Origin of the sequence: Pantoea sp. JZ2 (genome assembly GCF_035191405.1) — a bacterium.
Taxonomy (GTDB): domain Bacteria; phylum Pseudomonadota; class Gammaproteobacteria; order Enterobacterales; family Enterobacteriaceae; genus Pantoea; species Pantoea stewartii.
Genome location: NZ_CP045247.1, coordinates 1,660,669 through 1,673,398, shown reverse-complemented (window position 1 = coordinate 1,673,398; position 12,730 = coordinate 1,660,669). Strand labels below are relative to the sequence as shown.

Genomic DNA, 12,730 nt, shown 5'->3' with positions numbered 1-12,730 from the left:
CTGCAACAGGGACGGCGGCACAGGGCCAGCTCCCGTGGATAACGGCGAATTACCAGCGCGCTTTCAGCAGGTTTGGCTGAATACCGCCGATAGATCGGGTATTGCCAAACACCTGCGGCGCAATGCCGGCTTCAAACTCTTCACGGAAATATTTAATGGCGCTCTGCAGCGGCTCGACCGCACCCGGCGCGTGGGCACAGAAGGTTTTGCCCGGGCCAAGCTGGCGGCAAAGCTGCTCCAGGGTCTCAATGTCCCCCGGCTGGCCTTTTTTCTGCTCCAGCGCGCGCAGAATCTTCACGCTCCACGGCAGGCCATCACGGCATGGCGTACACCAACCGCAGGATTCGCGGGCAAAGAACTCTTCCAGGTTACGCACCAGTGAAACCATGTTGATTTCATGGTCCACGGCCATTGCCAGAGCGGTACCCAGACGGCTGCCGGCTTTACCAATGCTGGCAAATTCCATGGGCAGATCGAGGTGCTGCTCCGTTAAAAAGTCGGTCCCCGCGCCACCCGGCTGCCAGGCTTTAAAACGCAGGCCGTCGCGCATACCGCCGGCATAATCCTCAAGGATTTCGCGTGCGGTGATGCCAAATGGCAGTTCCCACACCCCAGGGTTTTTCACCCGGCCGGAGAAGCCCATCAGTTTCGTACCGGCGTCGTCGCTTTTTGACAGACCTTTGTACCACTCGACGCCGTTGGCCAGAATAGCCGGCACGTTCGACAGCGTTTCAACGTTGTTCACGCAGGTCGGCTTGCCCCACACGCCCGCGCTTGCCGGGAAAGGCGGCTTGGAACGTGGGTTGGCACGGCGACCTTCCAGGGAGTTAATCAGTGCCGTTTCTTCACCGCAGATATAACGTCCCGCACCGGTGTGGACGAACAGTTCAAAATCAAAACCGGTACCCAGAATGTTTTTGCCCAACAGGCCTGCTTCAGTGGCTTCCGCAATCGCACGACGCAGATGCACTGCGGCTTCAATGTATTCGCCGCGCAGAAAGATGTAGCCCCGGTAAGCTTTCAGGGCAAACGCACTGATTAGCATGCCTTCCACCAGCTGATGCGGCATCTGTTCCATCAACAGGCGGTCTTTATACGTGCCAGGCTCCATTTCATCGGCGTTACACAGCAGGTAACGGATGTTCATGGATTCATCTTTCGGCATCAGGCTCCACTTCAGGCCCGTCGAGAATCCGGCACCGCCGCGCCCTTTCAGACCGGAATCTTTTACCAGTGAGACGATTTCGTCAGGTGCCATCCCTTTCAGGGCTTTTTCCGCACCGGCATAGCCGTTTTTGCTGCGATACTCATCAAGCCATACCGGCTGCTGATCCTCGCGCATGCGCCAGGTCAGGGGATGGGTTTCAGCAGTACGAATGATCTGTTTGATTGTCATTGATACTGCTCCAGCAAAGAGGCGATGCCTTCCGGCGTCAGATGAACGTGGGTATCTTCATCCACCATCATGGTTGGACCTTTATCACAGTTACCCAGGCAACAGGTCGGCAGTAAGGTAAAGCGACCGTCGGTTGTCGTCTGGCCAGGCTTAATATTCAGGTTTTCTTCCAGTGCCGCCTGAATCCCCTGAAAACCGGTGATGTGACATACCACGCTGTCGCAGTAGCGAATCACGTGGCGGCCAACAGGCTGACGGAAAATCTGACTATAGAACGTTGCCACGCCTTCTACGTCGCTGGCAGGAATCCCTAACACTTCTGCAATCGCATGGATCGCACCGTCAGGCACCCAGCCGCGCTGCTTCTGCACAATTTTCAGTGCTTCAATGGAGGCAGCGCGCGCATCTTCGTAATGGTGTTTTTCGTGCTCAATCGCATGGTGCTCTTCCGCACTCAGCACGAAGACCTCGTTAGGGTCGATCGTTTTAATAGCAATGTGTTGATCGTGCATAATTAGCGGTCCACGTCTGACATAACAAAGTCGATACTACCGAGGTATACGATCAGGTCGGATACCAGGCTGCCACGGATTACCGATGGAATCTGCTGCAGGTGCGGGAAGCTCGGTGTACGCACACGCGTGCGGTAACTCATCGTGCTGCCGTCGCTGGTCAGGTAGTAACTGTTGATCCCTTTGGTCGCCTCAATCATCTGGAAAGATTCGTTGGCCGGCATGACCGGGCCCCAGGAAACCTGCAGGAAGTGGGTGATCAGGGTTTCAATGTGCTGCAGCGTACGCTCTTTCGGTGGCGGCGTGGTTAACGGATGATCCGCCTTAAACGGCCCTTCCGGCATGTTGTTCAGGCACTGCTCCAGGATACGCAGCGACTGCCACATCTCTTCCATTTTCAGTTGTACGCGCGTATAGGCATCACTGATGCCCGCGCCCACAGGAACCTCAAAATCGAAGTTTTCATAGCCTGAGTAGGGGCGCCATTTACGCACGTCAAAATCGAGACCCGTTGCACGTAGTGCGGCACCGGTTGTGCCCCAGGCCAGCGCTTCTTCCATGTTATAGGCGGCTACGCCCTGCGAACGGCCCATCAGTACGGTGTTGCGCAGCGCCGCTTTGTCATACTCTTTCAGACGTTTTGGCATCCAGTCCAGGAAGTCACGCAGCAGGCGTTCCCAGCCTTTCGGCAGGTCATGTGCGACGCCGCCAATACGGAACCAGGCCGGATGCATACGGAAACCAGTAATCGCCTCCACCACGTCATAAATTTTCTGACGGTCGGTAAAGGCAAAGAACACCGGCGTCATGGCCCCGACGTCCTGAATAAAGGTGGAGATGTACAGCAGGTGACTGTTGATGCGGAACAGCTCTGAAAGCATCACGCGGATTACGTTAACGCGATCGGGCACCACGATGCCGGCCAGTTTCTCTACCGCCAGCACATAAGGCATTTCGTTGACGCAGCCACCGAGGTATTCGATGCGGTCAGTGTAGGGAATATAGCTGTGCCAGGACTGACGCTCGCCCATCTTCTCGGCACCACGGTGGTGATAACCAATATCCGGAACGCAGTCGACAATCTCTTCACCATCCAGCTGCAAAATGATGCGGAACGCACCGTGCGCGGAGGGGTGGTTAGGACCCAGGTTAAGGAACATGAAGTCTTCACTGGCAGTACTGCGTTTCATGCCCCAGTCTTCTGGCTTGAACGTCAGCGCTTCCATTTCCAGATCTTCTTTCTGTTTGGTCAGCGTGAAAGGATCGAATTCGGTGGCGCGCGCAGGGTAATCCTTACGCAGCGGGTGCCCTTCCCACGTCTGCGGCATCATGATGCGGGTCAGGTGCGGGTGACCGTCAAAAGTGATGCCGAACATCTCCCAGGTTTCGCGCTCATACCAGTTCGCATTGGCGAAAATTTTCGTGATGGTCGGCACGTGCATATCGTTTTCAGACAATGCCACCTTGAGCATGATGTCGCGATTGCGTTCAATCGAAAGCAGGTGGTAGAAAACGGAAAAATCCGCGGCAGGTAACCCGGCGCGGTGGGTGCGTAAACGTTCGTCCATACCATGCAGGTCATAGAGCATGACGTAAGGCTTGGGTAATTTACGCAGGAAAGTGATGATTTCCAGTAGCTGTTCACGCTTAACCCATACCACCGGAATCCCGGTACGTGTTGCCTGAACAGTAAAGGCATCCGGCCCAAAACGATTACGCAATTCGCCAATTACCGGGTCATCCAGATGATCCCGGGTTTGCCATAGCGGCTGAGCGAGATCTTGCGTGGTCAAATCTGTCATACGTTACTCACCATTCCGGCCTGCTAACAGGCGCTCAAATGAAGGCGTCAGGATGGTGCCATGCATTAATTTGTGTATTGTCGCTGCAGGCACTGATTCCATCCATACGGTTAACTTAAACTTCGTCTGGTGTACGCAGGTTGGTTACTGCAATACGCTCGCCACGCTTACGTTCACGCTCAGACTGCATATTGGCACGGTAAACGCCCTGATCGCCGACTACCCAGGACAGAGGACGACGCTCTTTACCAATCGACTCCTGCAGTAACAGCAGAGCCTGCATGTAGGCTTCAGGACGCGGTGGGCAACCTGGAATGTAAACGTCAACCGGCAGGAATTTATCCACGCCCTGCACGACAGAATAGATATCGTACATGCCGCCTGAGTTAGCACAGGCCCCCATGGAAATGACCCATTTCGGCTCCAGCATCTGATCGTACAAACGCTGAATCACCGGGGCCATTTTAGTGAACGGCGTACCGGCAATAACCATGAAGTCGGCCTGACGCGGTGAGGCACGCATAACCTCAGCACCAAAACGCGCCACATCGTGCACGGCGGTGAAGGAGGTGGTCATCTCAACGTAGCAGCAGGAAAGACCAAAGTTGTAGGGCCACAGGGAATTCTTACGTCCCCAGTTCACCATGTCGTGCAGGGCATGTTCGAGCTTGCCCATGTAAACGCTGCGATGAACGTGCTGCTCCAGCGGATCGCTGACGATTTCCTGCTTTTGCAGAGGGTAACGGTCGTTCTCACCACCGTTCGGGTCTATGCGGGTGAGCGTATAGTCCATCTTATTGCCTCTCTTTTACTGCTTGTGAGGATTGGTGTGACTTACCGTGGGAGTTTTAACCACGATTCGGCGGCGTGCAGGAGTCCAGTCCAACGCGCCAATGCGCACCAGATAAACCAGGCCCGCCAGGAGCACCAAAATGAAAATTGCGGCTTCCACAAAGCCGACCCATCCACTTTCACGGATTGAGGTCGCCCATGCGTATAAAAAGAGAGCTTCGACGTCGAAAATAACGAAGAACATCGCCACCAGATAGAATTTGGCGGATAAGCGGATGTGAGTATCACCCACGGATTCAATACCGGATTCGAAAGGCGTGTCTTTATGACGGGCACGAGCTCTGCCGCCTAACAGCCATCCTCCGGTCAACATAAACGCACAGAGGCCAAATGCGATGACGATAAAAACGATGAATGCCCAATGCTGAGCGATGATTTCGGTGGTAGTTGACATACTCATTGCTTACTCATCAAAAGTGGCGCTGGCATCCTGCTCTGGTTCTGGCAGCAAACTCACCACATCGATTCAAAGGGAAGGATAAAAACCTTACAAATTTTGCTGTTACTGTGCAATAAGCAGCAATTTTATGTGGTTTTTTACTCCTTTCTATAACCTTTTGTCAACTTTGACAAAAGTATCCAAACATTATTTTACACCTGCATCATATTATTAACATATGACGCGCGTGTTTCCAGCTAAATCGCTTCAGTCTGTAGGGGTAATTTCAGTGTAGCGGGTATTTCAACGTGTGGATCGCGTTATCAACGCGCATAGTTTGACAGGATTCGGCGAGATTGCCTTGCTTTTAGAAGGGCTATTTTGTTGATCCAGAACACAGAATTATCATTTTTGTGTTAAATTTAATCAGTTATCAGCCTGATTCGCATCAACAAATCTCCACTTCGTGCTTTCCCTTCCCCACTCGCCCTGTTGACCAGAGTATGAACAGGTAATTGACAGAACAGGACTGAAAAAGAAAACCATGGGTCAGAAAAGCAGCAAAAAAAAGCCTCTTGTTCCGGTTACAGAACAAAAGGCGCATTTACTCAGATTAACGTGCCGGCAGATTTCGCATTTTTTGCGAAAGAAGACGGGATTTACTCTTCGTCGTCCAGCAGTAAGGCACCATCGGCATTGCCGATCATGTTGTAGGGATCGTGGGTAGACTGCATGGCGTTGAAAATGGCCAGCGCCAGTTCGTTGTCGTTGTCCGCGTTGCGGCACAGCAGATACTGAGTATCTGGCAGCACCGGTAATCCTTCTGCTGCACCCATTACGCGCAGTTCCGGGCTCATCATCTCCACCGGACGCGCGGTCACGCCTAAACCAGCTTTAACGGCAGCACGCACCGCTGCCAGCGTTGAAGCGACGTAAGAGATGCGCCAGGGAATGCCTGCTTCGTTCAGATGGTCAATCGCCATATCACGGTAAGGGCTGGGTTCATCCAGCAATACCAGAGGGATCGCTTCCCCACGCTGGAACACATAATCCGCTGCGCAATACCACAGGGTTGGCGATGTCCGCAGTACCTGATGTGTAAAGTTACCCGGACTGGAGGTGGTAACAACCAGATCGACTTCGCCCTGATTCAGCATTTCCATCATAAATGGATTGCGTTTCACACGAACGTCAATGGCCAGTTTGGGATAAACAGAGGTAACGCGGTTTAACAGGAACGGCAGAATGGTATCGGACGTATCGTCTGACGCACCGATTGTCAGAACGCCCTGAATATTGCTGTACATCAGCGATGTGCAGGCTTCATCGTTAAAACGCAGAATTTTTCTGGCATAACCCAGAAGCTGAATGCCATGTTCTGTTAATAATTTGTTGCGGCCATGCCTGGCAAACAACTCTTTACCGACCAGTTGTTCCAGACGCTGCATCTGCTGACTTACTGCCGATTGCGTTCTGCATACCGCAGCAGCCGCGGCTGCAAAGGTGTTTAAATCCGCAACAGCAACAAAAGTTCGAAGCAGATCGAGATCGAGATTAAGTATCGGACGATTTGCATTAGTCATGTTTTTCTTCACTTATTAGAGTTTTAAGAACTACTATCCTGGTGTTATTACAAGCTTATCAAAGCGATAAGCGGTAATGATGCTTCATGCCGTCCCAACACAGGGCCGACATAAAATTTACTTACGAAGGCGCACGGCACGTTCCTGTAAAACACGGAAGCCGTGACCTGAAGACAGAGACAACTTCTGTACCGAAGGCACTGGATGCAAAATTGCGGGAAGCTGTGTAGTTGTCTTTTTCAACCCCAAAAAAGTCATTACGCCGAGGTAAATGGGTCTGTCATACACACACGCTGTATCGCGTTTAATCACATCAAATAGTAAATTATACTTAATCATTTTTGACCGCAAAATGGAAATGTTTTTATGAAAAGCATTGCAAATTTTGATCGGATCGCATTTTCCAACACATCCCGCACGTCCTGTGCGCATTCAACCCGCCCAAAAACAGTGAATAAGACTTTTAGACAGGTAAACCTGTACTAAAGATGCTCTCTGTTTTTTAGCCTGGCTTCAAAAAACGGGAAAAAGTCCTTAGAGATAAAATAGTTAACCGTATTAACGATTAATGCACGGCTGTCACACCATACTTACGCTATGCACTATCGTGCAAAATTTATGCATCAATAAAGCATAATTAAACTATTTCATTTATGACGCATTAGGCCTGTTCTGATTTCACTATGTCGATTACGTTCCCTGTCGGCATAAAAAAAACAGCAACGCGCCAAACAAAGCCTTTTTATCAGGCAGCATAAAAAACCATTAATGATGACTCAAGCAGGCTTTTAAACCATACAGGGTCATAAGCAATATGCATTACGTCGTCTGGACGGAGACAAAGATGCTGAAGACGCCAAAACCACCTCGCGCCCTTCTTTTGTGTTCGTGAGGAGAGTACATTGTGCAGGTTTGTTTTCAGCGGCAGGCAAAAGGATTCTGCATATTAAGGCGGCCAAAAATGACTTTTCAAATTGATAAATCCGGCAAACTGGACAATGTGTGTTATGACATTCGTGGGCCGGTTTTAAAAGAGGCCAAGCGCCTGGAAGAAGAAGGTAATAAAGTTCTCAAGTTGAACATCGGTAACCCCGCGCCGTTTGGCTTTGAAGCGCCCGATGAAATTCTGGTGGATGTGATCCGTAACCTGCCCAGTGCACAAGGTTATTGCGATTCCAAAGGGCTCTATTCCGCCCGAAAGGCCATCATGCAGCATTATCAGGCGCGGGATATGCGCGATGTCACAGTAGAAGATATCTACATTGGAAACGGTGTCTCAGAACTGATCGTTCAGGCGATGCAGGCGCTGCTGAACAGCGGGGATGAAATGCTGGTTCCGGCACCGGACTATCCGCTCTGGACGGCTGCCGTGTCGCTGTCGAGCGGAAAAGCCGTGCACTATTTGTGTGATGAGTCAGCCGGCTGGTTCCCGGACCTGGATGATATTCGTAGCAAAATTACGCCACGCACTCGCGGCATTGTTATCATCAACCCCAACAACCCTACCGGCGCGGTATACAGCAAAGAGCTGCTGATGGACGTGGTTGAGATAGCCCGTCAGCATAACCTGATTATATTTGCTGACGAGATCTACGATAAGATCCTCTACGATGCCGCACAGCACCACTCTATTGCCGCACTGGCACCGGACTTGTTAACGGTCACGTTTAACGGCCTGTCAAAAACCTACCGCGTGGCGGGCTTCCGTCAGGGCTGGATGGTGCTGAATGGCCCGAAAAAGCACGCAAAAGGCTATATAGAAGGGCTGGAAATGCTGGCTTCCATGCGCCTGTGCGCCAACGTTCCGGCGCAGCACGCAATTCAGACCGCCCTGGGGGGATATCAGAGCATCAGTGAGTTCATCGCACCGGGTGGTCGTCTCTACGAACAGCGTCAGCGAGCCTGGGAACTGATCAACGATATTCCCGGCGTCAGCTGTGTGAAGCCGGAGGGAGCGCTGTACATGTTCCCGAAAATTGATGCCAAAAAATTCAATATTCAGGACGACCAGAAGATGGTGCTGGACTTCCTGTTACAGGAAAAAGTGCTGCTGGTGCAGGGCACCGCGTTTAACTGGCCGTGGCCCGATCATCTGCGTATCGTAACCCTGCCGCGCGTCGATGACCTGGAAATGGCCATCAATAAGTTTGGCCGTTTCCTGCAAGGCTACCGCCAGTAGTCCTGTTGCATCTATACTGATGTCATTTTGGGGAGAGTTAACCTCTCCCCTGTCGTAAACAGGAATGACCATGACTCAAAGCCATTTCTTCGCCCACCTCTCACGCCTCAAACTGATTAACCGCTGGCCACTGATGCGTAACGTGCGGACCGAAAACGTCTCTGAACACAGTTTACAGGTGGCGATGGTCGCCCATGCGCTGGCCATCATCAAGAACAAAAAGTTTAACGGTAACCTGAATGCCGAGCGCATCGCGATGATGGCGCTGTACCATGATGCCAGTGAAGTGCTCACGGGCGATTTGCCTACCCCGGTGAAGTATTACAACGCGCAAATTGCCCATGAATACAAAAAGATTGAGAAAATCGCGCAGCAGAAGTTGATTGAGATGCTGCCCGACGAGTTGCAGGACGTTTATCGCCCGCTGATTGATGAACATCTGCACAGTGAAGATGAGAAAGCGGTAGTGAAGCAGGCCGACGCACTCTGCGCCTACGTTAAATGCCTGGAAGAATTGTCGGCAGGCAACAACGAATTCTTACTCGCCAAGGCGCGGCTGGAAAAAACCCTGACTCAGCGTCGCTCGCCTGAAATGAGCTATTTTGTTGAGGTGTTTATCCCAAGCTTTAGCCTGTCTCTGGACGAAATCTCGCAAGATACACCGCTCTGATTCGGGCGGCCCGATGCCGCCACTCTGCACCTAAGGCTGGCTGTGAAAGGCAAACTTACCCGCTGGCTGTCTGGTAATGATTAGTGACGTCAGTGAAGTCAGGCGCAGCGCCACGTCATCCAGTCGCGGTGTCTCGTCTGGCGCATTGACAGCAATGACGGCACAGCCCGCCGACAGCCCGGCGATCACGCCAGCAGGCGCATCTTCAACCACAACACAGTCGGCTGGAGACAGTTTCAGCCTTTCGGCACCCAGCAGGTAGGGATCGGGTTCAGGCTTACCCTTTGCTACCTGCTCAGCCGTAATGAAGACCGCAGGCAGAGGCAGGCCCGCCGCTTTGTGGCGGGCATGAGCCACTGGCACAGAACCTGAAGTAACAATCGCCCAGGGGATCTGCAGTTCATTAAGCTGAGTGAGCAGCGCCAGGGCACCTGGTAACGCCTTCACACCGTCCGTATCTTCCGCTTCCGTTTTTTCCAGTGCCAGGAACTCGGCCTGAATCGCGGCCTCTGACTGACCGGCCATAAAATGACGCAGTGAGGTGATTGCCTGTTTACCGTGAATGAAGTCCAGAATCTCATCAGCCGCAATGCCATGACGTGCGCCCCAGTTAGACCAGGCACGTTCAACCGCCGGTAATGAATCCACTAAGGTGCCGTCTAAATCAAACAAAAAACCACTGTACTCCACACGTCACTCCTCATCAGGCGTTAATGATTTGCGCAATCTCGTTTACGCTTAAATGGTACTGGCGGGGACAAGTCTGCCATAAAGCCAGCATGCGTTGATACTTTTCCCACATCGGTGTTTGTGCATTGAAGGCGTGCGTGCCGGAATCAAAATGCGTGTAGCGCCCTTCCGTATTCACCATAAAGCGTACATAGCCAAGGTAGCGGGATTCCGTAGCCGCATCAAATCCCAGAAACGCCAGGCGCCGGGTATCGATCTCTCCTTCGGTTTTCAGATTAGACCAGGAAATCTGTAGCGCATGGTGCATTTCCATGATGTCGATGAGCGTACGGCAGGTGGCTTCAGAGAGTTCGCCGAACTCTTTATCCAGTTCACGCATCTGCAGGCTGTAGCCGCGCTCAATAATGGTCTGATAACGCCGAAAGCGCTCCGCATTCTCAGGCTCCAGCATCGCCATCATTTTGTACTGGTTCGCCAGAATTAAGCGTTGTGCGTGGGTCATTTCCATCTTTCTCTCCCTCAGCCCAGAGGCTGTTCAGGTTTTATACGATGGAAGGATGATGACACAGGGGGAGCGATGCGGAGGTTGCCACATCGCTTTTCATTGATTTAACCACAGATTCACATGCAATATTTCGGCACGCTGCAGGTTAGAGATCGTCCAGAAAAGTCCGGTCCAGTTGCTTAAAGGCGCGCTTCAGCAGATCGGCAAGCGCCTGATAGGTTGGCGTGCCTTCAACCGGCGCAATCGCCTGCCCTGCGGCTTCCAGTTTGGTGCGCACGTCATGAAACCAGCGCAGAAGCGTCGGCGGCAGCGGCGTGACTGAACGTTTGCCCAGCCACCACAATCCCTGCATCGGTAAACTGCAGGCGAAAAGCGCTGTCGCGACGGCAGGGCCCAGTTGCCCACCCATCGCGATCTGCCAGGTCAGTGTAAACACCGCCAGCGGGGGCATAAAGCGAATGGCAAAACGTGTGGCCGATGATACCCGGTTTTCGGGAAAGACCGGTGCCAGACGTTTATCATTGGGCCACGTCTTCATATAATGCTGTCCGCGCTGAAACATCCGGAACCAGCCCGTGTTAGATTGATTCGCCATGGCTCGCCTCAACTAATGCTGTATTTTTTGAAAAATAACTATAACGACACAACTTTACGTAACATCCTTCAAATCTTTTTGTCTTTAAAGGTGACTCCGGCTATTCTGACGCCGTTTTAGTCGCGTCAGTGTTGCAACCTTCTTTGTCACAGAGGCGATAAGACCCGTTTTAAGCGTGATTTAAAATTTATGCGTAAAAACTCAACTTTTTTTGCGTATAACGCATTATTTTGACCCGGGTATGACTTTTGTCATTAATCTGGCAGCTTCAATAGGCTACGCTGTATGTCTGATTGCGTTTTTTTTAGCCACTTTTAACAAATAGGTACTTCCATGTCGAGTAAGTTAGTACTGGTCCTGAACTGCGGCAGCTCATCCCTTAAGTTTGCCATTCTGAATCCCACCACCGGAGACGAATTTCTGTCAGGTCTGGCTGAATGTTTTCACCTGCCCGAAGCGCGGATCAAGTGGAAGCTTGACGGCCAAAAACAGGAAGCACCTTTAGGTGCTGGCGCTGCCCACAGCGAAGCACTGAATTTCATTGTTAAAACAATTCTGGCACAAAAACCAGAGCTTTCGGCACAAATCGCTGCAATAGGTCATCGCATCGTCCACGGCGGTGAAAAATTGACGCAATCGGTCGTGATCTCTGACGCTGTCGTTCAGGGTATCAAAGATGCCGCTTCTTTTGCACCGCTGCATAATCCTGCTGGCCTGATCGGCATTGATGAAGCGATGAAAAACTTCCCCCATTTGTCTGACAAGAATGTGGCGGTTTTTGACACCGCTTTCCATCAGACAATGCCGGAAGAATCCTATCTCTATGCGCTGCCCTATGCGCTCTACAAAGATCACGGCGTGCGTCGCTACGGTGCGCACGGTACCAGCCACTACTATGTGACCCACGAAGCGGCAAAAATGCTGAATAAGCCGCTGGAAACCCTGAATATCATCACCTGTCACCTCGGTAACGGTGGATCGGTTTCTGCCATCCGTAACGGCGAATGTGTGGATACCTCCATGGGGCTGACGCCGCTGGAAGGCCTGGTGATGGGCACCCGCAGCGGTGATATTGATCCGGCCATCATCTTCTTCCTGCACGATACATTGGGCATGAACGTGGATGCTATCAACAAGATGCTGACCAAAGAGTCCGGTCTGTTAGGGCTGACCGAAGTCACCAGCGACTGCCGCTACGTTGAAGATAATTACGCCACGAAAGACGATGCCAAACGCGCAATGGACGTATTCTGCCATCGCCTCGCCAAATACATCGGCAGCTATACTGCGCTGATGGACGGCCGTCTTGATGGCGTGATCTTCACCGGTGGTATCGGTGAAAATGCGGCGATGGTCCGCGAGTTAACGCTGAAGAAACTGGCTCTGCTGGGCTTTGAACTCGATCATGACCGCAACCTGGCCGCGCGTTTTGGTAAAGCGGGCTTCATCAACAAAGAGGGCACGCGTCCGGCACTGGTTATCCCAACGAATGAAGAGTTAGTCATCGCCAGGGACGCCGCGCGTCTTACCGCCTGATATCCTTTCTCCGTCAGCTCAGGCTGACGGT

Annotated in this window: 12 protein-coding genes; 3 read left to right on the top strand and 9 right to left on the bottom strand. The window is 52.1% G+C overall.

Annotation, left to right across the window (positions count from 1 at the left end):
• Positions 1 to 49: 49 nt before the first annotated feature.
• The 6 genes from nuoF to lrhA form a co-directional block, all read right to left on the bottom strand.
• Positions 50 to 1,390 carry an NADH-quinone oxidoreductase subunit NuoF gene (gene nuoF, locus GC087_RS08340; RefSeq protein WP_170317973.1) on the bottom strand — a complete coding sequence of 447 codons (1,341 nt, stop codon included), beginning with the start codon at positions 1,388 to 1,390 and terminating at the stop codon, positions 50 to 52.
• A 2-nt stretch (positions 1,391 to 1,392) separates the two neighbouring features.
• Positions 1,393 to 1,908, bottom strand: a complete 516-nt coding sequence (gene nuoE, locus GC087_RS08335) for an NADH-quinone oxidoreductase subunit NuoE (protein ID WP_006120024.1) — start codon at positions 1,906 to 1,908, stop codon at positions 1,393 to 1,395.
• Between the two features lie 2 nt (positions 1,909 to 1,910).
• Positions 1,911 to 3,710 carry an NADH-quinone oxidoreductase subunit C/D gene (nuoC, locus tag GC087_RS08330; protein WP_006120025.1) on the bottom strand — a complete coding sequence of 600 codons (1,800 nt, stop codon included), beginning with the start codon at positions 3,708 to 3,710 and terminating at the stop codon, positions 1,911 to 1,913.
• Positions 3,711 to 3,825: 115 nt separating this feature from the next.
• On the bottom strand, positions 3,826 to 4,503 hold the full coding sequence (locus GC087_RS08325; protein WP_006120026.1) for a NuoB/complex I 20 kDa subunit family protein: 678 nt from the start codon (positions 4,501 to 4,503) through the stop codon (positions 3,826 to 3,828).
• Positions 4,504 to 4,518: 15 nt separating this feature from the next.
• Positions 4,519 to 4,962, bottom strand: coding sequence for an NADH-quinone oxidoreductase subunit A (locus GC087_RS08320; RefSeq protein WP_006120027.1), 444 nt, complete (start codon positions 4,960 to 4,962; stop codon positions 4,519 to 4,521).
• 638 nt (positions 4,963 to 5,600) lie between these two features.
• The gene (gene lrhA, locus GC087_RS08315; RefSeq protein WP_033740635.1) at positions 5,601 to 6,524 is read right to left on the bottom strand and encodes a transcriptional regulator LrhA; all 924 of its coding nucleotides are present in this window, start codon (positions 6,522 to 6,524) and stop codon (positions 5,601 to 5,603) included.
• 961 nt (positions 6,525 to 7,485) lie between these two features.
• Between lrhA and GC087_RS08310 the strand changes: the two genes are divergently transcribed.
• On the top strand, positions 7,486 to 8,703 hold the full coding sequence (locus tag GC087_RS08310; RefSeq protein ID WP_033740636.1) for a pyridoxal phosphate-dependent aminotransferase: 1,218 nt from the start codon (positions 7,486 to 7,488) through the stop codon (positions 8,701 to 8,703).
• Positions 8,704 to 8,773: 70 nt separating this feature from the next.
• On the top strand, positions 8,774 to 9,373 hold the full coding sequence (yfbR, locus tag GC087_RS08305) for a 5'-deoxynucleotidase (protein ID WP_006120030.1): 600 nt from the start codon (positions 8,774 to 8,776) through the stop codon (positions 9,371 to 9,373).
• 30 nt (positions 9,374 to 9,403) lie between these two features.
• On the opposite strand, the gene GC087_RS08300 is transcribed toward yfbR, so the two are convergent.
• The 3 genes from GC087_RS08300 to yfbV form a co-directional block, all read right to left on the bottom strand.
• Complete coding sequence (locus tag GC087_RS08300) at positions 9,404 to 10,063, bottom strand: sugar phosphatase (RefSeq protein ID WP_058701322.1); 660 nt, start codon at positions 10,061 to 10,063, stop codon at positions 9,404 to 9,406.
• A gap of 13 nt (positions 10,064 to 10,076) precedes the next feature.
• Positions 10,077 to 10,571: a YfbU family protein gene (locus tag GC087_RS08295; RefSeq protein ID WP_324030265.1), complete on the bottom strand. Its 495-nt coding sequence runs from the start codon at positions 10,569 to 10,571 to the stop codon at positions 10,077 to 10,079.
• 142 nt (positions 10,572 to 10,713) lie between these two features.
• Complete coding sequence (yfbV, locus tag GC087_RS08290) at positions 10,714 to 11,163, bottom strand: terminus macrodomain insulation protein YfbV (protein ID WP_054633417.1); 450 nt, start codon at positions 11,161 to 11,163, stop codon at positions 10,714 to 10,716.
• 333 nt (positions 11,164 to 11,496) lie between these two features.
• Between yfbV and ackA the strand changes: the two genes are divergently transcribed.
• The gene (gene ackA, locus GC087_RS08285) at positions 11,497 to 12,699 is read left to right on the top strand and encodes an acetate kinase (protein ID WP_033740641.1); all 1,203 of its coding nucleotides are present in this window, start codon (positions 11,497 to 11,499) and stop codon (positions 12,697 to 12,699) included.
• Positions 12,700 to 12,730 lie beyond the last annotated feature (31 nt).